Here is a 25,253-nt window from a genome sequence, read left to right as displayed (position 1 = left end):
ATTATTCACTAACGAATAATGGGGTTTTAAACTATCAGTTAATCATACTTTCGGTGAGCATTGGCTCACCGTTTATTGATTACTTATTGGCCTGTCGGCGAGCGGCAATTTCTTCACGACGGAGACGCTGAGCCAGCTTATCCAAAATACCATTAACGTATTTATGGCTTTCCGTGGCACCAAAGCTTTTCGCCAATTCCACGCCTTCGTTGATCGCAACGCGGTAGGGAACATCCAAACGCTCAGACAATTCAAACGCACCAAGGCGCAATACGGCCAATTCAATGGGATCAAGTTCGCTCAAAGGACGATCCAGTAACTCTTCGAACAAACCATCCAGTTTTTTTGCACGGCTGGTGACGCCCTGCAATAATTCACGAAAATACAACTTGTCACAAGCGCTCATGTCTTGATCTAAGGTGAATTGCGTTTCGATCTCACTAACAGAAGATTGATTCATCTGCCATTGATAGACCGCTTGTAATGCCAAACCACGAGACGCGCTGCGCATCTGAGAACGTGAAGGTTTTTTATCCTTACGTTTCGGTGCCGGGTTTTGGTCGTTGGTTGTTTCCACTTCGCTCATTTTTTGCCTCAGTTATCCAGACTACGTAGGACAGCCACGGTCTCAAGGGCAGAGATTGCCGCTTCTGCTCCTTTGTTGCCCGCTTTCGTGCCCGCACGCTCAATCGCCTGCTCAATGGTGTCGACGGTTAACACACCAAACGACACCGGAATACCATATTGTAATGCAACGTGACTCAGGCCACTCACACATTCACCTGCCACATATTCAAAATGTGGCGTGCCACCTCGAATGACCGCACCCAATGCAATGATGCCATCGTACTTACCTTGATCTGCCACTTTCTTAACGATCACCGGAATTTCAAAGGCACCAGGGGCACGTACAATCGTCAAATCTTCTTTGCGAATACCATGACGAATCAAAGTATCAACCGCGCCATCTAACAAACTTTCAACAACATAGCTGTTAAAACGGCCAACCACGAGCGCAAATTTCGCACCAGGTGCAGAAAAATGTCCTTCGTAAGTCGTAATATCCTTCATGACAACCTCTCTTCTAATCTTGCTTAACGGTTGCGTCAGGCGCCCCCGCATAAGGAATAAACTCTACTGCTTCAAGGTCAAACCCTGTCACGGAGAACTTTTTAGGCGAGCTTAGTAAGCGCATTTTACGAATGCCAAGGTCGCGCAAAATTTGTGATCCAGTCCCTACCGTCAAATACGTACCGGAGCCACTCTGATCTGGTCCTTTACCTGCTGGTGGATGAATCGACGTGGCAAAGCTGCTCGCTAAATCCATCGGTTTATCATGGGTGTCCACTAAGACAACCACGCCTTTGCCCGCTTGTCCGATATAATCCAACGCTTTACTCATGGACCAACGCGGCTCTTCCGACTCACCGATAATGCCAGCAAAATCACGTGCCGGATCCGCCACATGCACACGCACCAACGTCGGCTCATCCGCAGCAATATCCCCCTTCACAAACGCAAGGTGAGAAAGCCCCTGAACCGTATCGCGATAAGTAATTAAGTTGAACTCGCCCGCTTCGGTTTGTACCACGCTCTCGCTTTCACGTTCTACGGTGGTCTCATTTAACGTGCGATAATGAATCAGGTCGGCGATTGTACCAATTTTTAAGCCATGTTTCTCGGCAAACTTTTCTAAATCTGGTCTTCTTGCCATGGTGCCATCGTCATTAATGACTTCCACAATCACAGAGGCCCCTTCGTAACCCGCCATACGCGCTAAATCACACCCAGCTTCAGTATGACCGGCTCGACTTAATACCCCACCAGCACGGGCCATCAAAGGGAAAACATGACCTGGCTGCACGATATCAGAAGGTTTGGCATTCGCCATCACCGCACGTTTCACGGTCAAGGCACGATCAGCCGCCGAGATACCAGTGGTCACCCCTTCAGCGGCTTCGATAGATAGAGTGAAGTTGGTGGAATACACCGTGCCATTGTCATTAACCATTAAAGGGAGATTGAGTTGCTTACAACGCTCAGGCGTTAACGTTAGGCAAATCAAGCCACGAGCATGCACAGCCATAAAGTTGATAATCTCTGGCGTGATGCACTCGGCAGCGACGATTATGTCCCCTTCGTTTTCTCGATCCTCGTCATCCATCAAGATAACCATTTTACCTTGACGGATATCGGCTAAAATTTCTTCTACACTGTTTAACGCCATCGTAATCTCACTTCTTATTGTTAGGACAAGCTATCGTTGATTCGTCAACTAAGCGTCTTGTGCCACGCCCCATTCATCAACGTCCAACAAGTCTTCATCGTACTCAAGGTATAGAGGTACATAGACCAAACGTAAATCCTGACCAATTTGATGTACCGATTTAAGTTCCAGATCCACGGCTTCCTCCATGGTGTCTAAAGGCAATTGGAACATCGGTCGTGCCGTTGAGCCAAGTAGTTTAGGCGCCATATACACGACAATTTCATCGACCAAGCCAGCTTGTAAAAAGCCCCCTGCAAGCTCTGCTCCAGTTTCTACCAATACCTCGTTAATGCCATCATCGGCCAATTGTTCCATAGTGGTCAATAAATCCAATCGACCATCCTCGCCACGATTCGCAAAGCGCACCGTCACACCCCGCTCTTGTAAGAGATCCAAGTGCTCGGATTCTATTTCCTCTTCCACGCAAAACACACAGGATTGCTGGGTGGGAAAAAGAACCTTCGCATCCGGTAAAATAGATAAAGCCGTATCCATCACCACGCGTAAGGGTTGACGCACTGTTGTAGCGTCGACGGGTTGGTCATTATTATCAATGCGCACTGTCATACTTGGATTATCCGCCAAGACAGAGCCGATCCCCGTCACAATCGCATCGCTTTGAGCCCTTAAGCGTTGTACATCTTGGCGCGCATCTGGCCCCGTAATCCATTGGCTTTCGCCGGACTCCATTGCTGTACGCCCATCCACACTGATGGCAAGCTTCACCCGAATAAAGGGCAGCCCTTCACGCATACGCTTGATAAAACCAGGATTTAGCGCTTCACATTGCGCTTTTAAGACCGGGCCCACCACCTCAATATCGGCTTTGGCAATACGCTTCAAACCATTTCCGGCGACTTCTGGGTTAGGATCCTGCATCCCATAAACCAGACAAGCGATGCCCACTTTAATTAATGCGTCGGCACAAGGTGGCGTTTTTCCGTGGTGACTACAAGGCTCAAGCGTCACATAGGCTGTGGCCCCCGTGAAATCGTAATTCCCTCGGCTCTTCGCATCGGCTAAGGCATTCACCTCAGCATGACCTTCCCCCGCGCGAACATGATAACCCTGACCGAGTAGTTCTCCATCTTTTACGATGACACAGCCAACACGAGGATTGGGATGGGTAGAATAGAGACCTTTTTGAGCCAGTTTAATGGCTTTCGCCATCCAGTACTCATGATTCTGAGTCATAACTTATTTCCCTTCTTGTTTGACATCCGCTAATGACACACTGTCTCGACGGTTTTCAAGATGATCAATGGCGTCACGAAACTCACTAATGTCTTTAAAACTTCGATAGACAGAAGCAAACCGCACATACGCCACTTGATCCAGACGCTGCAGCTCTTCCATAACCGCCTCCCCCGTCCAACGGGACGGCAATTCGCGCTCACCCGTTGCTTGCATTTTTTCTTTAATCCGTGCGATCGCCGTTTCAATCGATTCACTGCTCACAGGGCGCTTCTCTATCGCTTTAAGAATGCCACTACGCAGCTTATCCTCATCAAAAGGCTCACGGCTACCATCACTTTTAATCAGTTTAGGCATTTGGAGCTCTGCCACTTCAAATGTGGTGAAACGCTCCTGACAATGACTACAGGTGCGACGACGGCGCACTTGCGCTCCTTCAGATACTAGGCGGGAGTCAAGAACTTTGGTATCTTGCATTCCACAAAATGGGCATCGCATGACGGTTCCAAAATGAGTAAAAAATGAAGTTTACAAACCAATTAAACGGCTCTATTTTATACTCGGAATCATACCAATCTCACCTTAATATAGCTACCAATCAACACTTGGCCATCGTACCAGACGGTGATTTATATCATGGCATAGGCCGTGACAACGTTCGCCATGATGTCAGCCTTATTAACAGGAAGTCGGTTTTATTGTAAGCCATTAACAAAGATCGGCTTTTGTTCGAACGAGCATCCAGTCACTCATAAGGAAGTACCATGCCTTTTGCAGAATTATCAGGTTTTGTTGCAGCGCTGTGCTGGACCGTTTCAAGTTTGATGGCACCAAGACTCATACATCGCTTCGGAACCATGCGTTTCAACACAACACGCATTACCATTGCCAGTAGCCTTCTGATCCTGATTAGCCTACTCGGCCAGCGTTTTGATACGTCTTTATGGCAACACGCGCCGTTAGTCATTCTGTCTGGGCTGCTAGGTATTTTCCTCGGGGATACCATGCTATTTACGGCCGTTCACCGTCTGGGGCCGCGTCGAACAGGTGTCTTATTTGCCACCAACGCCCCTATGTCGATTTTCCTCAGTTGGCTTTTTCTCAACGAAGCCCTCTCACTGACCCAATTGTTGGCCTGTGGCCTGGTATTCAGCGGCGTCATTATCGCGATTCTATTCGGCAAAAGGCGTGAACAACTGCACGAATGGGAGCAAACCAAAGGCAAACTCAGTACTGGCGTCCTCTTCGCTCTAGGTGGCGCACTAGGCCAAGCCTGTGGGGCTCTGTTAAGTAAGCCCGCCTTGCTGGATGGTGCCGACCCCATCGCCGTATCGACGGTACGAGTCAGTGCTGGCGCCATCGCTTTACTGCTGGCTTATGGCCTTTACTACCGTCATAGAAGACCTGCCAGTAGCCTACCTTTTTCCGAATTAACTCGCTCAGATTTTATGGGCATTACCGCCTTGGCAACCGTCGGTATGGTTATAGGTATGAGCGTCTTAGTATGGGGCGTTGGTCACGCCAATGTTGGCATCGTCACGACATTATCCGCCATTGTCCCCGTGTTGATTTTGCCTGGGCTTTGGATCACCACCAAACAACGTCCAGCGTTCGGCGCTTGGATAGGGGCGATTTTGGTCGTGATTGGTGCTGCTTTAATTGTGCTCAGCGGCCAATAAGGCAGACGGGGAGTGTTATTCTGAATTAACAGGGAATGTGCTATTCTTAGCACACTTTATTACATTAAGACTCCTTACAAATCGAGCGTAACAAAATCGCTCTATGGGCATTTTATTCAGACAGTCAGTTTATTACACTAGCTATCAAACCATTTATCAGGAAACTACTCGCTTATGGCTCAGTTTGTTTACAGCATGAACCGCGTAGGGAAAGTTGTTCCCCCTAAACGCGAAATTCTCAAAGACATTTCCCTCTCTTTCTTCCCCGGCGCAAAAATCGGCGTCTTGGGTCTTAACGGCTCGGGTAAATCGACGCTTCTGCGCATCATGGCGGGGGTTGATCAGGAATACAATGGTGAAGCCCGTCCCATGCCAGGATTAAAAGTGGGTTACTTGCCACAAGAACCTGAACTGGATCCATCAAAAGATGTGCGTGGCATTGTGGAAGAATCCGTTGCCGACGTAAAAAATGCCCTTGTTCGTCTCGATGAAGTGTACGCAGCGTATGCAGATCCGGATGCGGACTTTGACGCGCTGGCCGCTGAACAAGCCGAACTTGAAAACCTGATCACAGCAAAAGATGGTCACAACCTAGACCGTGCGTTAGAAGTCGCCGCCGATGCCCTGCGTCTGCCACCTTGGGATGCCAACGTTGAGCATCTATCAGGGGGTGAGCGTCGCCGTGTCGCCCTATGTCGTCTGCTTCTAGACAAACCTGACATGATCCTGCTCGACGAGCCAACCAACCACTTGGACGCCGAGTCCGTTGCTTGGCTAGAGCGTTTCTTGAAAGATTACCCAGGCACCGTGGTCGCCATCACCCACGACCGCTACTTCCTTGATAACGCAGCAGGCTGGATTCTTGAGCTTGACCGTGGCCACGGTATTCCATACGAAGGCAACTATTCTTCTTGGTTGGAACAAAAAGACGCTCGACTACAAACCGAAGCAAAACAACAAGCATCTCACCAAAAAGCCATCAAATCTGAGCTTGAGTGGGTTCGACAAAACGCCAAAGGTCGTCAGTCCAAATCCAAAGCCCGTCTGGCCCGTTTCGAAGAAATGAACTCGAAAGAATTCCAAGAACGTAACGAAACCAACGAATTGTACATTCCACCTGGCCCACGCCTAGGTAACAAAGTCATCGAAATCGAGAACGTTTCTAAAGGATTCGATGGCCGCGTTTTAGTGGAAGACTTTAATATGGTCGTACCCCCAGGGGCGATCGTCGGTGTGATCGGTGGTAACGGTGCGGGTAAATCCACACTGTTCAAAATGATTGCTGGTCTTGAACAACCCGACTCGGGTACCGTGACCATTGGGGAAACCGTTCAACTCGCTTACGTTGATCAAATGCGTGAACTGGACGGCGAAAAAACGGTTTTCGAAGAAATTGCCGATGGCCAAGACATGATCACAGTAAACGGCTGGAAAGTACCTTCCCGCGCTTATATCGGCCGCTTCAACTTCAAAGGCTCTGACCAACAAAAACTGGTCAAACACCTATCCGGTGGTGAGCGTAACCGTTTGCACCTTGCCAAACTTTTGAAAGAAGGTGGCAACGTCTTGCTATTGGACGAACCGACCAACGACCTTGATGTCGAAACCTTACGTGCACTGGAAGACGCACTTCTCGCCTTCCCAGGCTCTGCCATTGTGATTTCCCACGACCGTTGGTTCCTAGACCGTGTGGCAACCCACATCTTGGCCTACGAAGGCGACTCCAAAGCCGTCTTCTTCGAAGGGAACTACCAAGAATACGAAGCCGACTACAAGTCTCGTACCGGTAAAGACGCAACGCCTACTCGTATTAAATACAAACGTATTGATGCATAATTCTATTTAATAGAATTGGTTGGTACAGAAATGAAAAAACCGCTTATCGAAAGGTAAGCGGCTTTACTATGTATTAGTCGATAGAGAACGCTACACTTTAAAGCTACCCACTTGGCGATCTAGCTCTTCATAGAGTTCAGAAATCTGGTGTGCTTGTTTTTGGATCATATCAGACACAGATTGAACCGATTGTGTCTGGTCTTTAAGCGATGACATATTGCGGTTGATCTCGTTCGCTACGTCGGTTTGTTCTTGGGTCGCTTGCGCTGTTTGAGCGGCCATATCTTGCACCTTACCGAAAGACTCTTGTAATGAGTAAAAAATTTCCGTTACCTCGCCAAAGTTATTGGCCGTGGTACCCGCATTATCACGGCTATTTTGGATGGCTTTGGACGATTCGGCCACGTTGTTTTTAAGCTTTTCAATCATGGTTTCAATTTCATCTGTACTGTCTTGAGTTCGCGTGGCAAGGGTACGCACTTCGTCTGCCACCACGGCAAAGCCACGACCTTGTTCCCCTGCACGCGCCGCCTCAATGGCGGCGTTCAATGCCAATAAGTTGGTTTGCTCTGCGATATTGCGAATCACCTCCAGCACCGACGCAATGTCCTCTGAGCTTTTTTGCAATTCCGCCGAGCGGCCTAAGGCATTTTCAATATCCGATACCAATTCGGAGACGGCATTTTGCGAACGCTGAACCGCAGATAAGCCATTTTGCGCAAGCGCATTGGAGTTTTGCGATTCGGCGGATGTACTGCTTGCGACGCTTGCCATCTGTTGATTCGACATATCCATTTGGTGACCCGCGCTGACAATGGATTCTGAGGCATTAGCAAGGGCTGAGGTAATACAACCTGTTTCATTCGCCACGCCATTCAGATTCTCGGTCATTTTCCCCAGTGCACTCGACTGATTATGGATACTACTAATGATGCCTCTTAGTTTCTCTACAAAACCATTAAATTCATGCGCTAAATCGCCTAACTCATCGTTTGTTGAAAACGCAATACGCTGTGTTAAATCACCATCGCCTTCGGAAATCTCACGGATACGTGTTCCAATGTAGCGTACCTGCCCAGTCAATACTTTAGGCATACGGTAGCTAAACCACATAGCAACAAGTAGACCTAAAATCACAATGGAAAGGGCAATCTTTTCAAAACGCGCATTTTCCGCTAACAGTTCGGCGCGAGCCTCCTCTGAACGCTGCTCAACCACTTCTCCCGCTTTATTCAAAATGGAGCGCAAAGCGGAGAAATTAGCCACCTCTTGCTTGGCTAGCACTGCGAAATTTGCGTCGGTGCCAGATGCCTTTAATGCCGCTTCGGAGGAAGCTAACCATGTCGCCATGGCGTTATCAAAATCACTAAACTGCGACGCTATAGCAGGTTCATTGGCAACGTATTTAAGGAAAGCTGCAAAGCGATCTTTCACTTGCTGAATATTGTCAGTGCGATCTTTTTTATCACCGTCATTCCCCACACCATCAATCAAGCGTTGCTGAGCAAGTTCGGCTTGGTAGAGATCCCGGTCAGCATTAAGCACCACTGAGGATGCTTTAAAATAACGTTCCGTTTGCACCGTTAAGGCCGCTTCATTCTTATCAAGCACATACAGCAAGGAAGATAAAGCGATGATAAACGTAACCGTGGTAACCAAAACAGGCAGCGAACTTTTCACTCTAATGGAATTGAACCGCATCATAAGCCCCTCTAAAAAACGACTCAGTGAGTAGATGAATTTTACCTTATCTCTTGTAAGATTATTCCTACATACTGATCGATGAGGGTCGACACTTCAATCACCCGAAACAATAAGACACATATCTACCTAGCACGACAACATTTACTCACTAAAGCACGCTATGAATCACGCTTTATCGATCTTTTTGGACATAAAAACGCTTGGTTAACTACTTGATATAAATGTCGTATGACCACCTAAGGGAACCGTTACACCGAAGTGGATCAGCGAGAGCGCTTAACGATGCCACTGGCAATAATGACACCAATACTGACCAGCACCAGACCAACGACGGAGTAGCCTTCTAGGTGTTCACCCAGCACAGGGATGGCAATCAGTGCCGCGAGGACAGGGGTAAAAGCGCCGATGGCCGCCATGTTTTCCGCCCCCAATTTATGGATGGCGTAACCATAGGTGAAGCCAGTTAATAACCCCACCAATAGACTTTGCACAACCAGTTGACCCGCCAACATATCCCACGACGCATCCGCCAAATGGCAGGAAACCAACCCTGTTCCCCATATAAAGAGCAGAATAACGGTTGAAGATAGCCCCATCAGAGCCGTAGACACTAGCGGTGGCAAGCCAGCAATACGCAGACTAACGGTATAAATGGCCCAAAAAACACTGGCGCCCAATAGAAGTAAATCCCCTTTCCACGTGCCCGCAGGGGCGGTTAATAACGACAAAACGAGCAAAAGAACCACACCCGTACACACAAAGCTCAAACCGATTTTTCGGGCTCGGCTCACGGTTTCTTGATAGAACAGCACCGCCAATAAGGTCACAAAAAAGGGATAAGCCCCCAAGATTAACAAGCCCGCATGGGAGGCGGGGGCATAGCGCAGACCGGTTGCACTTAAGTAGAAAAATGGCAGACCCGCACCGCAGATAATGCCCAAAAGCAAAATAGGCGGTACGGCTTTGACTTGTGCCCGAGCGCGCCAGAGAAAAGGGAACAATAATAATGCAGGCGGCGAGAAACGCAGAATGCCCAAATCAAATACTGTTAATGAATTGGTCATGCCTGCGCGCATACTGACAAGCCACGATGCCCAAATCATGATGCACACCAAGGCGGCGACCAACCCAAAGCGAAAACCCCACCCTGTGGCGTATTGTTTGTATTTGGGTGGCTCTTGAGCCACATTTGATGACGTGCTGTGTGTGACGACCTGAGACATATCCACCTCGCTAAACAATATTTAGCCTATTATCAAGCTAGATGGGGGAGCATGTCCTTGCTATTCACACTCCAAAAAGTAATATTTTTAGCATAAGATGCCTATATCTAATAGATAAAATACTAAGTGTGCCAAAATGGATAAAACTGACTTAGAAATACTCTCTCATCTGCAATCCGATGGACGGCTAACCAACGTGGCGTTGGCTGAGGAAATTCATCTTTCCCCCTCCCCTTGTTTGCGCCGTGTAAAGCAACTAGAAGACGCCGGTGTCATCAAGGGCTACCATGCTCGCATTGATCGGCAGAAAGCGGGCTTTTCCATGACGGTATTTGTCGAAGTACGCTTAAAAAGCCATGCGGACGACAAACACATTGCCTTTGAAAACGCGATTTTAGCAATGGACGACATTATCAGCGCACATTTAGTGTCTGGTATAGCAGATTATCGTTTGGAAGTGGTGGCGGTGGATTTACAAGATTACGAGCGCATTTTAAAAGCATTGCAATCGTTACCCCATGTAAAAGACATTCAAAGTCATTTTGCCATTCGCTCAGTAAAAACAGCCGCCCCTTTGCCTTTAGCAAAAGCATCAGGTAAAACAAAAGCCTAGGCGACTAGGGTTACTAATAGAACAACGCAGTAGGAGAGTGGAAAGTGAAGATCATCAACGCACGCTTAAGACAGCAAACAGCACTTTATACCATCACAGTTGAAAACGGTCTGTTTGCTTCAATTCAACAACAAGACCAGCCCGTCGTTTTAGACGCCTCCACTGCTGGCGATGATATTGATGCCCAAGGTAAGCTGTTTTGTGCGCCTTTTGTTGAGCCCCATATCCATCTCGATGCCGCTCTGACGGCGGGGGAACCAGAATGGAACCGCAGCGGCACCTTGTTCGAGGGCATCGAACGTTGGTCGCAACGTAAACCCATGCTAAGCCCTGACGACATCCGTCGCCGCGTGAAAGACACCTTAGCCATGCTGATTGACAATGGTGTGCAGCATATTCGCACTCATATCGACACCACGGATCCCTCTTTGGTTGCCATGGGCACCCTATGCGAACTGCGTGACGAGCTAAAAGACGTGCTCGATATTCAGGTGGTCGCGTTTCCGCAGGAAGGCATTCACTCCTACCCCAATGGTGAAGCCTTGATGACAGAAGCCATGGAAATCGGTGCGGATGTGGTTGGTGGCATTCCGCATTTTGAATACACCCGCGAACTGGGCGAAAAATCCGTAAAAACCCTGATTCAACTCGCGCTCAAATACGACCGCTTGGTGGATGTGCATTGTGATGAAATCGATGATCCAAACTCGCGTTTCCTAGAATTTTTAGCCCATGAAGCCATGCAAGCAGGCATAGGCGACCGCGTGACGGCCAGCCACACTACCGCCATGCATTCTTATGATAATGCCTACTGCTCCAAACTGTTCCGCTTGTTAAAACATTCCGGTATTCACTTTGTTTCCTGTCCAACGGAAAGCATCCACTTGCAAGGCCGCTTTGATTCCTACCCGAAACGCCGTGGTTTAACCCGTGTCAAAGAACTTACCGCCGCTGGCATGAATGTGGGCTTCGCACAGGATTCCATCTTCGACCCTTGGTATTCTCTGGGTAACGGCAAGTTATTACGCTCCTTGGATTTTGGACTGCATATCTGCCAAATGATGGGCTATGACGATTTCGTTCATGCATTAGATTTTATTACTGACAACAGTGCTAAACTGATGCAGTTGAAAAATTACGGTGTGAAAGAAGGTCATCCTGCCAACGGCATTTTACTCAGTGGGGAAGACGATTACAGCGTCCTACGCAATCAAGGAGAGGTATTATTCAATATGCGTCACGGTAAGATTTTGATGCAACGACAACCGTCAACTGTGATCCAACGAGTATCTTTGTAAATGGCTTTGTCTACACGTGGAAAACTGTCTATCGCGGCTTGGTTAGAAAGTCACACCGACTTTCGCTTACCCAGTCGTGCAGCCAATCTTGAGGGTGCCTTAAGCAAACTGGATGATCCGCAAACGAAAAGCGCTCGTCCCTTTGGCAAGAACGCACAAGCAGAGACGAAGCCGACCAAAAGCTACTTAGCACAATGCGAACAACTACAACGCTATTTCAAACTGGGTCTTTATTTCCTGTTCGCTGTGACGTTTCTTTTGGGATTATTGGCCGTCCCCCCAGCCTTCGCAGTGTCATCCTCTGGAAAGGTGAATATCTTTTGGTTATTGATCGTGATGCTGGGGTTTCATGGTCTTAACCTAATCATTTGGCTAATTGGTATGTTAGCGCTGGGCAATAACACCAGACAGTCAAAAGGTGTGTTACTGACCAGCTTAATCTTCATTAATAATAAGATCAGCAAGCACTCCAATATCAACACAGATGCCAGTTCGGCTTTTTGGCATTGGCAGTGCCCTGCTCATTCTAATAAATGGCTATTGAGTGCCATTTCACACACCGCTTGGTTCAGCTATTTACTGGCTGGTTTTTTAATGACCTTGCTGCTCCTGCTCACTAACCAAGTCAATTTTGTTTGGGAGACGACCTTATTAGGCGACCAGCAATTTCTCTGGATCACCCAGCAACTGAGTGCACTACCTCATTGGCTTGGCATTAGCGTTCCCAACCAACTGGACATACTGGCCAGCCGTGTGGACATGGTGTCGCAAACCGCCAGCACTCGTCAGCATTGGGCGACATTGTTGCTTGCCAGTATCATGCTTTATGGTGTTCTACCTCGCCTTTTATTGAGTATTTTAAGTGTTGTTATGTATCGAATAAAACGCTTAACGCTCCCTAAGAATACCCAAGAACAAGCCATTGAACGACGCTATAAAGAACAAAGCGAAGCACGTGTGGTCGATAAAGAGAGAGTGGTTCCATCTCCTGCTTCAGTAAACAAGGCAACCCACTCTGAAAATCCGGTCATTCAGCCATTAGACGCCCATGCCCTTGGGCAAATTTGGGGCCTTTTTGAATGGAGCCAAGCCATCCCAGAAAGCCTCTATGGGGCGGAAGAACAGATGGTATTGAACGATGCCACGCAGCAACAGGCCTTTTTACAGGCCACATACCACAAGCCGCTTTATCTTTTGGTTGATGGTACACACAGCCCAGACCGAGGCTCACGACGCTTTCTTTCTCAAGCGGTCAGTGCACACCCTAACGTGTCTCTGGTGATTCGCGAACACGCAGATGAAGGGGACGAAGGGAAAAGTACGTCACTGTTTGTCGACGCTTGGTTACGCACCGGATTAGAAGCGGGCATTCACCCTGACTCTATCTTTCGTTTCGCTGAGGAGGAATAGCCATGTCGATTTCACTGTTAGTCGTTGGTCATGCGAATACCGGCAAAACCTCGCTGATTCGAACCTTGTTACGCCAACAGAACTTTGGCGAAATCAGTAATCAAGCTGGCACCACTCGCCATGTGGAAAGCGTCGCCATTAAGGTGAATAACAAAACCTTATTGACCTTAATTGATACGCCCGGCTTTGAAGACTCGATTGGCTTATGGGACGCCCGCCAACACCCTCCCTTTGATCAATACCCAGGGAACCGTTGGATCGCCCCCTTCTGCCAAAGTCATTTAGCAGAAGACCACTTCGAACAAGAAGCTAAGATTCTTAAACAGCTCAACCAATGCGATATCATCCTCTACGTGATCGACATTCGCCAAGCACCGCTGGGGAAATATCTTGACGAACTCACCCTACTCGCCAGCGCCAGTAAACCCATTGTGCCCATTTTAAACTTTAGCGCCTCCGACAGTGTGCACTTAGCGTCATGGCGACAGGTATTAGCGGAGCGCCATCTTCATGCGGTCGTGCGTTACGATTCTGTCGCCTTTTATTTTGAAGACGAAAAACGCCTTTATCAGAGTTTGCAAAGCTTGATGCCAGACCACTATGATGACATAGAAACACTGCTCATCAGCCGAGAAGAGGCCGCACGTTCACGTAAAGCCTTCGCCATCGATAATCTTGCCGACTTACTGATTCAGGCCGCCAGTAGCCGCAGAATATGCGACCGATACCCGCCCGCGCCAGACGATGCAGCGGCCTTTGAACAACAGATTCGCCAACTAGAAAGTCAATTTATCCATTCATTATTAACTCTCTATGAGTTTCGTGAAGAGGATGTCATGCCAGCAGCATTTTCTGTACAAAGTGGGCAGTGGCAGCAGGATATCTTTGCGCTCGATACACTCAAAGCATGGGGCGTGAGCACGGGGGCTAGCGCCATGACAGGCGCCGCCATTGGCGCAGGGGTGGATGTGATGACTGGCGGATTATCTCTTGGTGCCGCCACTTCCTTAGGGGCGATCCTTGGTGCCTCATGGCAAACGGGACGACACTATAAAGACACACTGAAAAGCAAGTTTACCAAGCGCCATTATTTGTGTGCGGACAGTGCCACATTGAACCTATTGTGTTTACGCGGCCTAGCCTTGATTGCTCATTTAGACCAACGGGGCCATGCCTCACAGCACGCCTTTACGCTCAATAAACAAGACGATAACGACACCAACAAAACCATTATTAACACAATAAAACCGCTGTGGAAAAAAGCGCGTCAACATCCAGAATGGGCGACACAAAGCTTACCAGCGAATCACGCTCTCAAAGCCGCCATGACGGAACAGCTTCTAGAGATAGCAAAAAACCACTAACGCTTGGCGAGCTCCTCGTCCAATCGCGCTTTGGTTTCATGCATTTGTGACTCACATTGCTTCATGAGTTTCACCACGTCGGTTTCCTTTAACCCCGCCGTGCTGATAGGTGGCAGCATCTCAACAATCACTTTCCCATTATGCCAGCGGTTTAGTTTCACTTGCTCATGGGTATTACTGCACACCACGGGAATAATAGGAACCCCCGCTTGAACCGCCGCATGAAAAGCGCCGCGTTTAAAAGGCAACCAGCCTCGGCCTCGGCTACGGGAACCTTCCGGAAACATCCAGATAGACAGTCCAGTCGATTTCATACTGGCCACCACTTGATCAATTGTTTTGATGGCTTTTTTGCTGTTATTACGGTTGATAAGAATATTGCCACTCGCCCAATACAAGGCTCCAAAGAAAGGAATCCAACGCAGGCTAGTTTTCCCTACCGTTACCGTTCCTCTAGGAAAAACTACTGCGGCAGTAAACAGGTCGAAGTTATTCTGGTGATTAGCGACATACACAGCTTGTGGAACCACTTCAGCTTCTGGTGCCACTCGCCCTTCTACGGATAAGCCAAACAAGGCCGCCACTTTAGAGAATACCTTACCTAAACGGTACACCCTATCTTTTGACGTTAAGGTACACAGGCACATAATAATACCGCCCAGCGTCACCCCAATAATTAGCCAGCATAATAAAAATATCCGTATTAGAAACAACATAATAACGTTTACCTTACCCTAAAATAATAATGCACCTGATTTTATCCTGTAAGCGTTTGAAAGCAACCCAAGTCAATGGATAACTCGGACAGGTTTCTATCCGCTATGGACACCTTTCAGCCACAACAAAACCCCTTCCGCTATCATAAAACGGGTTATTTTTTATTCTTTTTGCTTGACCTAAAGAGAATAATTAACTTATGTTTATTTGTATAACATAAGTTATTGGTACCTCTATGACCGAAATAGAATCTCGTGTTTTTGATGCCGTAAAGCGCCACCCCATGGCGTCCCAGCAACAACTCGCTGATATGCTTGGCATGAGCCGAGAGTCCATTGCTGGCCACATTATGCGTCTGACTCGACAAGGACTCATTTTGGGGAAAGGCTACATAGTGCCTGAGCAAGACAACATCGTGGTTGTCGGCGGCAGTAATTTGGACATTCATGGCAAAAGCTCGGCAACACTCCTACCACACGACTCCAACCCAGGAAATGTGGCGCAAAGTCCTGGTGGTGTGGGTCGCAATATTGCAGAAAACTTGGCAAGGCTTGGACTCAATGCCTCCCTCGTGTCCATCGCTGGCTTAGATGCCTCTGGAGATTGGATGCTGGAACAAACACGGCTTGCTGGCGTCAATACTCAACATGTGATTCGTCACCCCGATTATCCCACCAGCACCTATTTGGCCGTGAATGATCACCAAGGACAATTGGTTGCCGCCATCGCCGATATGCATATTATCGATGCCCTCGACGAACCGTTACTCAGCAGCAAATCCCCGCTTTTTCACGCTTCCCAATACATTCTGATCGAAGCTAATTTAAGCTGTAATGCCATAGACTGGTTCAGTAAACAAGACTTTCAAGCCTTTTGGGTTGCCGATGCGGTATCCGCTACCAAAGCGCCACGGCTCCGATCTGTGCTACCAAAACTCGACTTGCTCAAGGTCAATCAAGACGAAGCCCGTGCCCTTTTGGGCAGCACAGAAGACAATCCTCAACGACTTGCGCAAGCGCTGCAAGCCAAAGGAGTCAGCGCGGTGTTACTGAGCTTAGGCAGCCAGGGACTGCTCTATCAAGATGACGAGCAGAGTCTTTTGGTACCTTGCTACAGCGCGTCACCTATTAGCGATACAGGCGCCGGTGATGCCTTGCTAGCGGGTTTTATGTACGCCCAAAGCCAGAGTTGGCCACGCCAACAGCAGCTGGAATTCAGCCTTGCCTGTGCGGGCATGACACTGGAATCCCAACACGCCAACCACCCCAACTTTACCCCACATAACATACAAGAATGGATTAAAGCACGATGAATACGTATTTAGACATCAGCCCTGAAGTGGCTCACGCACTCGCCAATAATCTGCCTGTCGTGGCTTTGGAAAGTACCATTATCTCCCATGGCATGCCATGGCCTGAGAACGCCCAAACGGCGAAACAAGTGGAGCAAATCATTCGCGACAACGGCGCCGTTCCCGCCACCATTGCGATTATTGATGGCCGTTTAAAGGCGGGGTTAAGCGAAGCAGAAATTGATGTATTAGGCCAAGCGGGGTTATCGGTGACCAAATGCTCGCGCCGCGATCTGCCTTATGTGGTCGCCACGAAACAACATGGCGCCACCACCGTCGCTGCCACCATGATTATCGCCGCCATGGCGGGCATTAAGGTGTTTGCAACGGGTGGCATTGGGGGGGTGCATCGCGGTGCCCAGCAAACTTTCGATATTTCCGCTGACTTGCAAGAACTGGCGCAAACCAATGTAGCTGTAGTATGCGCGGGCGCCAAATCCATTTTGGATCTGGCGTTAACGCGGGAATATTTGGAAACGCACGGGGTGCCCGTATTGGGTTATCAAACCAAGTCCTTACCTGCGTTTTACACGCGCGAAAGCGATCAAACCGTCGACTTTACGATGCCTACACCGGAAAGCATTGGGGAATTCCTACAGGCAAAATGGAGCATGAATCTACATGGTGGGGCGGTGATTGCCAACCCGATTCCAGAAGAATTCGCCATGGACAAAGCCACCATAGACAAGGCCGTTAATCAGGCTCTGAGCGAGCTCGACGAACAAGGGATTTCTGGCAAGGATTCCACACCTTTTTTATTAGCGCGGGTGGCGGAGTTAACCGGTGGCAACAGTTTAGCAAGTAATATTCGCCTTGTGTTTAATAACGCGCAACTGGCCACTCAGATTGCCAAACACCTTTGCGCTTGTCACTAAACACTCCCATTTATCGACTCGGCAAGACCATTAGCTTTTCCAGTAATTGTCTTGCCAATACGCCATTTGACTCCCATCCAAAAAGCTCCAGGCGACAAACCGACTGACTTTTTGACCCTGTGCCATTTTAATGGTGCGCACTTGGGTCGCGCCAACGTCTTTTAATACTCGATAAATTGACTCTAGATGACTCTGCCGTGCTACCAAGGAGGTAAACCAAAAACAGCGATCAGCGTATTGCACACTTTCTTTGACCATGCGCGAGACAAAACCCGCCTCACCGCCTTCACACCATAATTCAGCCGCCGTGCCACCAAAATTCAACACAGGCTTTTCTGTTTTGGGTGCTTCACCTTTCACACCACGCCATTTGCGTTTAGTTTCCCCAGCCATAGCCGACTCGCTGGTATGAAATGGCGGATTACAAAGCACAAGATCAAAGCGCTCTTCGTCGTGCCAAATACCATCAAATAATTTACTTGGCTGGGATTGCTGACGGATGCTGACCACGCCTTTTAGACAAGAGTTGGATTTTACGATGGTTTCCGAGGTGGCAACGGCCACAGGGTTCACATCGGAGCCGACAAATTGCCAGCCGTATTCTTGGTGACCAATAATGGGGTACACACAATTGGCGCCCACCCCCACATCCAATACCTTAACGCCTTTGCCTCGTGGTACCACACCGTTATTGCTTGCTGCCAGTAAATCCGCCAGATAATGAATATAATCTGCCCGCCCGGGAATTGGCGGACAAAGATACCCTGGTGGGATATCCCAGAACGACACTCCATAAAAGTGATTCAACAAGGCGCGATTAAGCATTTTTACTGCTTCGGGATTGGCAAAATCGATGGACTCATTGCCGTATTGATTCAGTCGAACAAAGGGAGCTAACTCAGGGCACGAGTCAGCAAGTAACGCAAAGTTATAACGCGCCTGATGAGGATTGCGAGGGTGCAGTTCTAACTTATTCGAACGTTTACCCGATAAAGATTTGTTTTTCGAAAACGCCATAATACCGTCAATACTGGAACAAAGAATCAGTATACCCGAAATTGCCCCGTACAGGGAAAGGCGGCCTTAAATCCCTCTCACCTCTTACAATTCAGGGTAAGGAATCAAGCTGGTTGCCACCTCCCTCACCAGCTGGCGAAACCAAGTGGCCGCAGGATCTTGAGAGACAAATTTTGACCAACCAATAAAATAGCGAATATCGGGAAACGCAACGGGCAAAGGCTTCATAACCAAGCCAAACTGTTCTCGAAAACGCTCGGGCAACAGACCACTGGTACTCATCAGAAGCTGCGTCCTACCAACGGCTTCTAATGCGGCAAGAAAATAAGGCGTACGCAAAGCAAAACGTCGTTCTTGAGCACGCTCCCCTAACACACTGTCACTGATTACCCATCCAGAACCTCCCATGGTGACCAGTACATGTGAATAGGCCAAATAATCGTCCATGCTAATGCAGTCCTGTATCGCCAATGGATGATCTTTCGCCATCAAACAACGAAACGTTTCATAACCCAGTAGCTTGGTTTCAAAGTAAGTCGGCACTTGCACATATTCACTGCACAACACCACGTCCACGCGAGTTTGTGCTTGGCTTAATAAACTCGCCTCTGTGAGAGTGCTGGTTTCTAATATGGCATGAGGCGCAGCTTGATAAAAGCGCTCAGCAATCGCGGGAACATAAGCTTGCGCTTGATAATGGGTGGTTTGCAGACGAAACACTCGTTCACTAGTATGGGGGGAAAACGCACCGCTTTCGTCTAAGCTGGCTATTTTTTGTAGCATTTGCCTGATCGGCGCTTCCAAGGTCATCGCTTTAGCGGTGGGCACCATGGCTTGAGCGGTACGAATAAACAAAGGATCATCAAACGCCTCCCGTAAACGGTTCAATAAGCGACTCATCGCCGATTGACTCAAATTAAGTCGTGTGGCGGCTCGACCAACATGCCGCTCCTCCAACAAATACAACAGCCCTGTCAGTGTTTTTAAGTCCAGTTGTTGTAAGGCGTTCGAGAGCATTGAGTAAAACCCGATTTATGCATAATAGTTAGCCCAATTATGCATTGGATTTCATCGATAAACAAAGCCATGATGGCGATAAAAGAACATTGCTGACACTTCGCCAACCAGGAATCCCCAATGCAAACGCCAAAACAGCTTTTTTTATATGGACTTTTTTTCAGCGTTATTACCGTTCTATTTTGGGGCATGCTGGCGATTGCACTTAAGCTCACCTCGGGATTTGCTGATCCCATTACCTTGACTTGGCTACGTTTTTGCGTGGCGGGCGTTGTTCTTGGCTTGTGGCAATGGCAACGAGGTAAACTGTCTGAGTTTCGCCACTTAACACGCCGCGATTACGGCAGACTCATCGCCACTGGCAGTTTTTTGATTGTCAATTACACCAGCTTTGCTTGGAGCTTACGGTATTTACTGCCAGGTTCGGCACAATTGAGTTTTCAGTTTGCTCCCTTGTTTCTCGCACTGGGCGGTCTTTTCTTTCTCAAAGAAAAAGTCAGTGGGTTACAGTGGTTGTGTTTTCTTACCTTGGGCATCGGCATGCTGACCTTCTTCCATCCTGTTTTTGGTACACAGCAGGCCGATACCATTTGGATAGGCTTTGCCATCATACAGGTCTCCGCCATGGCTTGGTCCATCTACGCCTTGCTCCAAAAATCGTTATTTAACCGCTTATCGCCTTCCAATATTCTATTGGGGGTCTATGTCTATGCTGCCATTGTGATGTTGCCCTTTACTTCCCCAAGCCAGTTCTCTGGCATTTCGCTAAGCGATTGGCTGGTAACAGGATTTTGCTGTCTCAACACCTTGATTGCCTATGGCGCATTCGCCCAGGCATTACGCTACTGGCAAACGGTACAGGTAAGCGCCGCCATCGCCCTCACCCCTGTTACGGCGTTTGTATTAACCGAATTGTGTGTGTTATTCGGCTGGTGGCCTTCACTTATCACCTCATCTCATGCAGATGCACTGAGCTTATTTGGGATGTTGATGGTCGTGGCCAGCGCCATCAGTGTACAGTTTTTAAGCGTGTCCATGGCACGACGCAAACGCACACTCATCACCAGTTAACAAAGACAACAAAATGTTAAAGAAAAACAACAATTTTTATCACGATGAACAGAGCGGGATAAAGCATTCACCACTAGACTGAAAGGAGCAACAAAATCGTTTTGTGCTGAGTCGCAAGGAGAATCGTATGAAGGAGAAAACGCTGCTAGTCAAAGATGTGATGTCGCGAGGTGCGTTTTTTGTGCATCCAGAAACCAGCATCACGCAGTGTGTATTAGGATTGGCTCAACATAAGTTATCTGGGGCTCCTGTGGCCGATAACTATGGGCAATTGATCGGTTTCGTCTCGGAGCAGGACATGCTTCCTTCCCTAGTGCAAAGCGCCTACTATTGCGACGAACCAAGGCGAGTGGGCGATGTCATGCAAAGTGAGGTACTGACGGTCAACCCGAACGATCATGTATTACAAGTGGCAAAATTGATGGTTGAAGCCAAACCAAAAATTTACCCAGTAATAGAAGATAATCGCTTAATCGGCATCATAACCCGTCGACAAGTCACCAAAGCACTGATACACAGTCAGGAAAAATGTGTGCCTGTCTAAATGGCTCAGATAAGTCGCACACTCACAACACATGAAAGGGCGATAAAGGCTCTTAAACGATTATTTGAGTAACGCCCAAAAAGGTAAGATCGTCAACGCAAGCACCAAAATCACACTAATAAAGGTAAAGATACTTTCCGCAGGGTTTTGTCGAGCATGCTGACAATAACCCAGAATCCAATCCCACATAGTTGGTGGTGGTCGATTACTCATGCGCTTGATCTGATCTTCTCGTATCAGCACCAAGGCTTTCTGTGCTTGTTCCTTATCTCTCACCCATATTCCTGCTAAAGAGATCTGCCAGCGTCCTGCAGAGGTTTCATAAAATGGAATGTCGTGCTCTGCTAGCAGTTGACGGATATCATCCGCCTCCTCTTCAGGCACAAATTTAAGTCGAAACACAAGAGTGGCCATTACACGCCTTTCATCAGAAAAAAGAGAAACATAGGATACAACGCAGCAAGGATAAGAGAAGGCGGAGGCAAATACAATTTTAAGCAGTAGCGTGCCAATAAAAAGCCACCTAAAGGGAGTAATACTTTCTTTAAGAGAGCATTATAACCCTAGAGGTGGCCTTTTATTATACATTGCAAGGCTTTCCAATAACTAACGTCAAAACAAACCATCGTGCCACTTTGTTTTGACGACATCCATTTTCTTAGATTGTGCGAATGAAGCTGAATGCAAAATTAGCTATCATCAAACCGCCAGTGATAATTGTTGGTAATCACTTACACTCTTCCTTGAGTGCTAAGTTAACTATAGCGCCCGCACAATAAAAGAAAAAATAGATTAATATTATAAAACCAATAGTAAATTTTTAATAAATCAGTTATTCACTCTAGGATTCCGGTGACGCTCTTTTCTCAATCACTAGGGTAAGATAACCAACATCAAAGCCAAACTTACTCAACACGGATTCGTTGATCACCACGTTTGGATTCACCATATACATGCGATCATCCACATTGACATTGATCACATCACCATCATAGGGCACTTGCAGAACGTATTTCATAAAGAGCGCATTGCCAGCCATGTTTAACGACCCTTTCCCAACAACATCACCGGCCGACGATTCATATTTACCATTTTTTGTGGGAGTGAGCGTCCAAGTGCGTTGCTGTTTTTCCCCATCATTAAAAAGGAAATGCTCCTTTAACGTCCCCACGCCATTGTTCCATGAGCCAACAAGATCCGCATTAAAGTAACGGATCACCTCACCACTGCGATTTTTTACAATGCCATGGGCCGTTAAGGGCCCATTAAAGAACTGTTGTAATTTGAATTCTGGTTTATTTTTCGCATAAAGCGCTACATTTGGGCTTGAGCAAGCATTCAACATCCCTAAAGCCAATAGCCAAAAGCAAACTCGCCATTTTTTGTTTATTAACGTTCTGGCAATAACTTGCACCATGTCTCTCTCCTTGCTGGGTAAGTTGAATGTTCACCTTCGACTCCTACTTCGACTCCTACCTAATAGGTGACGTTTTGATCACTGTCTTTAACAGGGGTTTTTAGGTACTGATATTGGATATCCACATCTGGGTAGTCACCATTTCTGTTTGCCACGTTGCCACGCCCTGTGTAACGCAATAAACGTTTATCGCTGGGGTCATAGGCAACGACAATGGGGTCGACTAACAGTTTTACCCACCAAGCCCGAGGCGTCATAGAAAAGCACTCGGCGCCTTTTTGCGTCCCAGGTTTACACTGGCTGCGAGCAATGACGAAGCCAATTTCCGTCTGCCGGCTTGGCACAACGAATTTCACATCCATCTTGGTGCCGTTATTTAGTGCCTGCCAGTATTCTTTGATGAAATTATTAAAGCCAGCGTCGACTAGCACACCCTGTTCAAATTGTAAGGTAGCCACTTCAGGTTGTGACTCACGGTTCTTTTTATATGAAATGGTGATCGTTTGTGGAGTAGAGACCACTTTTACAACCTCGCCATTACGCTCATTCACTTGAGTATAACTAGGCGCCGTTTTCGACTGACTATAGTCAATCTTTTTATGGCCGAATACTTGACCATCCGGCTCGGAATATTCCACATTCTGAATTTCATTGTTCAGGGTATGGGTTTCACGATACAACAATGCTCCTGTTTTGAGGTCATAGGCTTTACCTACCACTCGATCCACAGATGCATCCGCCAATACCCACTGACTACCTGCCAACCCTAACAAAAGGGCAATAACAAACCGAAAACGACCAGCGTATAACCTAATCATGAATACGACCTTCATTAGAATATAATCCCCATTGATCACACAAAAAGACACCCAACGGCAAAATAAGCGACCACACAGCACCTATGCTGACCAGCGTTATCCACAAAGGCTTTGCTAATTCAATATCAGACATATTCGATCCTGTTAGGTAGCTCAATACCGGCCCAACAAAGCCCAAGCCAGCGCTCAACCAATATCGCCCCTGTAAAAAAGACAAGCTATGAGCAAACAAGGTCGCCACACAAATCCACAAACATAATAGCCATAGCGGTGGAAGCACCGCTAACTCGGTCTCTTTATGAGCGGATAAAAAGACATGGAAGTGGAAAAACAAGCCGTCGACAATGACACCCAGGGTGAAAAACAATAGCATCAATTGCCATTCTTTACGTTTCTTTAAAAAGTAATGATCATGTAAAAATAAATACAATAAAGTCGCTAATCCCCCATAAACACTGCCACCAAGCACACAAGCGAACCAAGTCGCTTGAAACAAAATGGCTTGCAATAGGGTTTTCATCATGCCCTCTATTGGCCGGTATTTGCCAACGCAAAACGGTAGTTTGGTTTGGCAAAAACAAACTGCCCCGTACTAATGGCCCTTTCTTTAAACCCGCCTTCACAATAGGCAAAGTAAAAGTCCCACATACGGAAAAAAACGTCATCAAACCCCATATCCATTACCTCTCTTCGAGCGGCGTGGAAGCGCTCACGCCAATCGGCCAAGGTTTTCGCGTAATGCTCTGTAATGTCCTCTAGAGCGATAATTTGCATATCGGTCTTTTGCGCAATTTTATGAGCAATAACTTGATTAGAAGGCAAACAACCACCGGGGAAAATATACCGCTGAATGAAATCCACAGAACGGCGCGCGTAGTCATAGCGCTGATCAGCAATAGTAATTGCCTGAATCACCATCACACCGTTCGGCTTTAATAAATCACTGCACTTGGTGAAATAGCTGTCGTAATATTCGTGACCAACGGCTTCAATCATTTCAATGGAAACCAGCTTATCGTATTGACCAGTGAGTTCACGGTAGTCTTTTAGCAATAAGGTAATCTGACCGCTTAAACCTTCCGCTTCGACTCGTGCTTTAGCAAAATCATACTGTTCTTGGGAAATAGTTGTGGTGGTCACGTTACAGCCATAATATTTGGCAGCATGAATCGCCATGCCTCCCCAGCCAGTACCAATTTCTAACAGATGGTCTTGCTCACTCAAATGCAGTTTCTGACAAATCCGATCCAGCTTGTGCGTGGCAGCGTCCTCCAACGAGGCGTTACGATCTGGATAAACAGCAGCCGAATACATCATGGTAGGATCTAAAAATAAGGAGAAAAAATCATTGCCAAGGTCATAATGGGCAGAAATATTTTTCTTCGAGCCGCGTCGGGTATTGGCATTAAGTTTATGGGCGATTTTAGCGGCAAGTCGGCTCCAAATAGGTCTCTTAGCGTCCATTTTATTGATCAAGCTTAAGTTCGCGACCATCAAGCGAATCACGCTCACAATATCAGGGCTGCTCCACCAGCCTTTCATATAGGCTTCACCTGAGCCAATGCTACTGTTTAAGCAAATATCACGATATGCACCGTTATCATGTACTTTTATATGGGCAATGTAATCGGCGTTGTCCTTTGTTTGCCCAAATTCATACACCTCGCCTTCATCTTCAAGCGTTAAATGGCCGACCTCCAATTTATTTAACATGGCAAACACCATGCGTTTTGCAATACCGTCAAACCAAGTAGGACGACGCTTTACTTTTTGGTTACTCATACTCACTGTACTCATTCACCATGCCTCTTGTTAAATGCCATTTCTTTGCTGGGC

At 47.5% G+C, this 25,253-nt stretch carries 26 protein-coding genes; 11 read left to right on the top strand and 15 right to left on the bottom strand.

Annotated elements, in window-relative coordinates; genetic code table 11:
• Nucleotides 1–79: 79 nt before the first annotated feature.
• From nusB to nrdR, 5 genes are read right to left on the bottom strand one after another with little or no spacing between them, the layout of a single operon-like run.
• Entirely contained in the window at nt 80–586 is a 507-nt protein-coding gene (gene nusB, locus JHD45_RS09780) for a transcription antitermination factor NusB (RefSeq protein ID WP_199476328.1), read from the bottom strand.
• A gap of 8 nt (nt 587–594) precedes the next feature.
• Nucleotides 595–1,071 (bottom strand): 6,7-dimethyl-8-ribityllumazine synthase, encoded by a 477-nt coding sequence (ribE, locus tag JHD45_RS09775; RefSeq protein ID WP_067020242.1) that lies wholly within the window; start codon nt 1,069–1,071, stop codon nt 595–597.
• 13 nt (nt 1,072–1,084) lie between these two features.
• Nucleotides 1,085–2,227: a bifunctional 3,4-dihydroxy-2-butanone-4-phosphate synthase/GTP cyclohydrolase II gene (gene ribBA, locus JHD45_RS09770; protein ID WP_199476327.1), complete on the bottom strand. Its 1,143-nt coding sequence runs from the start codon at nt 2,225–2,227 to the stop codon at nt 1,085–1,087.
• A gap of 48 nt (nt 2,228–2,275) precedes the next feature.
• Nucleotides 2,276–3,463: a bifunctional diaminohydroxyphosphoribosylaminopyrimidine deaminase/5-amino-6-(5-phosphoribosylamino)uracil reductase RibD gene (gene ribD, locus JHD45_RS09765; protein ID WP_199476326.1), complete on the bottom strand. Its 1,188-nt coding sequence runs from the start codon at nt 3,461–3,463 to the stop codon at nt 2,276–2,278.
• Nucleotides 3,464–3,466: 3 nt separating this feature from the next.
• Nucleotides 3,467–3,961: a transcriptional regulator NrdR gene (gene nrdR, locus JHD45_RS09760; protein WP_199476325.1), complete on the bottom strand. Its 495-nt coding sequence runs from the start codon at nt 3,959–3,961 to the stop codon at nt 3,467–3,469.
• 23 nt (nt 3,962–3,984) lie between these two features.
• On the opposite strand from nrdR, the gene JHD45_RS09755 reads away from it, so the two are divergent.
• The 3 genes from JHD45_RS09755 to ettA all read left to right on the top strand — a co-directional run bounded on the left by JHD45_RS09755 (nt 3,985) and on the right by ettA (nt 6,978).
• On the top strand, nt 3,985–4,167 hold the full coding sequence (locus JHD45_RS09755; protein ID WP_199476324.1) for a hypothetical protein: 183 nt from the start codon (nt 3,985–3,987) through the stop codon (nt 4,165–4,167).
• Nucleotides 4,168–4,227: 60 nt separating this feature from the next.
• The gene (locus tag JHD45_RS09750; protein ID WP_199476323.1) at nt 4,228–5,142 is read left to right on the top strand and encodes a DMT family transporter; all 915 of its coding nucleotides are present in this window, start codon (nt 4,228–4,230) and stop codon (nt 5,140–5,142) included.
• 174 nt (nt 5,143–5,316) lie between these two features.
• On the top strand, nt 5,317–6,978 hold the full coding sequence (gene ettA, locus JHD45_RS09745) for an energy-dependent translational throttle protein EttA (protein WP_199476322.1): 1,662 nt from the start codon (nt 5,317–5,319) through the stop codon (nt 6,976–6,978).
• 90 nt (nt 6,979–7,068) lie between these two features.
• On the opposite strand, the gene JHD45_RS09740 is transcribed toward ettA, so the two are convergent.
• Both JHD45_RS09740 and JHD45_RS09735 read right to left on the bottom strand, forming a co-directional pair.
• Nucleotides 7,069–8,682 carry a methyl-accepting chemotaxis protein gene (locus tag JHD45_RS09740; RefSeq protein WP_233407740.1) on the bottom strand — a complete coding sequence of 538 codons (1,614 nt, stop codon included), beginning with the start codon at nt 8,680–8,682 and terminating at the stop codon, nt 7,069–7,071.
• Between the two features lie 263 nt (nt 8,683–8,945).
• Entirely contained in the window at nt 8,946–9,905 is a 960-nt protein-coding gene (locus tag JHD45_RS09735) for a DMT family transporter (RefSeq protein WP_199476321.1), read from the bottom strand.
• A gap of 136 nt (nt 9,906–10,041) precedes the next feature.
• Here JHD45_RS09735 and JHD45_RS09730 point away from each other — a divergent pair, with 136 nt between their 5' ends.
• From JHD45_RS09730 to JHD45_RS09715, 4 genes are read left to right on the top strand one after another with little or no spacing between them, the layout of a single operon-like run.
• The gene (locus tag JHD45_RS09730) at nt 10,042–10,518 is read left to right on the top strand and encodes an Lrp/AsnC family transcriptional regulator (RefSeq protein WP_067018787.1); all 477 of its coding nucleotides are present in this window, start codon (nt 10,042–10,044) and stop codon (nt 10,516–10,518) included.
• A gap of 44 nt (nt 10,519–10,562) precedes the next feature.
• Nucleotides 10,563–11,816 (top strand): cytosine deaminase, encoded by a 1,254-nt coding sequence (gene codA / locus JHD45_RS09725; RefSeq protein WP_199476320.1) that lies wholly within the window; start codon nt 10,563–10,565, stop codon nt 11,814–11,816.
• Nucleotides 11,817–13,226 (top strand): DUF2868 domain-containing protein, encoded by a 1,410-nt coding sequence (locus tag JHD45_RS09720; RefSeq protein ID WP_199476319.1) that lies wholly within the window; start codon nt 11,817–11,819, stop codon nt 13,224–13,226.
• A gap of 2 nt (nt 13,227–13,228) precedes the next feature.
• Nucleotides 13,229–14,590 (top strand): DUF3482 domain-containing protein, encoded by a 1,362-nt coding sequence (locus JHD45_RS09715; protein WP_199476318.1) that lies wholly within the window; start codon nt 13,229–13,231, stop codon nt 14,588–14,590.
• Here the strand turns inward: JHD45_RS09715 and JHD45_RS09710 are convergent.
• On the bottom strand, nt 14,587–15,306 hold the full coding sequence (locus tag JHD45_RS09710) for a 1-acylglycerol-3-phosphate O-acyltransferase (protein ID WP_199476317.1): 720 nt from the start codon (nt 15,304–15,306) through the stop codon (nt 14,587–14,589). The genes JHD45_RS09715 and JHD45_RS09710 overlap by 4 nt on opposite strands.
• A 236-nt stretch (nt 15,307–15,542) precedes the next feature.
• Here JHD45_RS09710 and JHD45_RS09705 point away from each other — a divergent pair, with 236 nt between their 5' ends.
• Together JHD45_RS09705 and JHD45_RS09700 are read left to right on the top strand one after the other, a co-directional pair.
• On the top strand, nt 15,543–16,619 hold the full coding sequence (locus JHD45_RS09705) for a PfkB family carbohydrate kinase (RefSeq protein ID WP_199476316.1): 1,077 nt from the start codon (nt 15,543–15,545) through the stop codon (nt 16,617–16,619).
• On the top strand, nt 16,616–17,533 hold the full coding sequence (locus tag JHD45_RS09700; protein WP_199476315.1) for a pseudouridine-5'-phosphate glycosidase: 918 nt from the start codon (nt 16,616–16,618) through the stop codon (nt 17,531–17,533). Before JHD45_RS09705 ends, JHD45_RS09700 begins: the two co-directional genes overlap by 4 nt.
• Before the next feature lie 30 nt (nt 17,534–17,563).
• On the opposite strand, the gene rlmF is transcribed toward JHD45_RS09700, so the two are convergent.
• Entirely contained in the window at nt 17,564–18,550 is a 987-nt protein-coding gene (rlmF, locus tag JHD45_RS09695) for a 23S rRNA (adenine(1618)-N(6))-methyltransferase RlmF (protein ID WP_199476314.1), read from the bottom strand.
• A gap of 84 nt (nt 18,551–18,634) precedes the next feature.
• Entirely contained in the window at nt 18,635–19,567 is a 933-nt protein-coding gene (locus JHD45_RS09690; protein WP_199476313.1) for a LysR family transcriptional regulator, read from the bottom strand.
• Between the two features lie 120 nt (nt 19,568–19,687).
• Between JHD45_RS09690 and JHD45_RS09685 the strand changes: the two genes are divergently transcribed.
• Together JHD45_RS09685 and JHD45_RS09680 are read left to right on the top strand one after the other, a co-directional pair.
• The gene (locus JHD45_RS09685; RefSeq protein ID WP_199476312.1) at nt 19,688–20,638 is read left to right on the top strand and encodes a DMT family transporter; all 951 of its coding nucleotides are present in this window, start codon (nt 19,688–19,690) and stop codon (nt 20,636–20,638) included.
• A 127-nt stretch (nt 20,639–20,765) separates the two neighbouring features.
• Entirely contained in the window at nt 20,766–21,182 is a 417-nt protein-coding gene (locus tag JHD45_RS09680) for a CBS domain-containing protein (protein ID WP_199476311.1), read from the top strand.
• Nucleotides 21,183–21,242: 60 nt separating this feature from the next.
• Here JHD45_RS09680 and JHD45_RS09675 read toward each other — a convergent pair whose 3' ends face one another.
• From JHD45_RS09675 to JHD45_RS09655, 5 genes are all read right to left on the bottom strand, one after another.
• Nucleotides 21,243–21,584 carry a DUF6164 family protein gene (locus JHD45_RS09675; protein WP_325097282.1) on the bottom strand — a complete coding sequence of 114 codons (342 nt, stop codon included), beginning with the start codon at nt 21,582–21,584 and terminating at the stop codon, nt 21,243–21,245.
• Between the two features lie 439 nt (nt 21,585–22,023).
• A complete protein-coding gene (locus tag JHD45_RS09670; protein ID WP_199476309.1) occupies nt 22,024–22,599 on the bottom strand; it encodes a DUF3833 domain-containing protein in 576 nt (191 codons plus the stop codon).
• A gap of 59 nt (nt 22,600–22,658) precedes the next feature.
• Nucleotides 22,659–23,417 (bottom strand): hypothetical protein, encoded by a 759-nt coding sequence (locus tag JHD45_RS09665; RefSeq protein ID WP_199476308.1) that lies wholly within the window; start codon nt 23,415–23,417, stop codon nt 22,659–22,661.
• Nucleotides 23,410–23,940, bottom strand: a complete 531-nt coding sequence (locus JHD45_RS09660; protein ID WP_233407739.1) for a DUF2878 domain-containing protein — start codon at nt 23,938–23,940, stop codon at nt 23,410–23,412. The genes JHD45_RS09665 and JHD45_RS09660 overlap by 8 nt, the downstream gene beginning before the upstream one ends.
• A gap of 5 nt (nt 23,941–23,945) precedes the next feature.
• On the bottom strand, nt 23,946–25,214 hold the full coding sequence (locus JHD45_RS09655; RefSeq protein ID WP_199476307.1) for an SAM-dependent methyltransferase: 1,269 nt from the start codon (nt 25,212–25,214) through the stop codon (nt 23,946–23,948).
• Between the last annotated feature and the right edge of the window lie 39 nt (nt 25,215–25,253).

The organism is Marinomonas spartinae (genome assembly GCF_016461715.1).
Lineage (GTDB): Bacteria > Pseudomonadota > Gammaproteobacteria > Pseudomonadales > Marinomonadaceae > Marinomonas > Marinomonas spartinae_A.
This window is presented reverse-complemented; position numbering and strand designations above follow the sequence as displayed.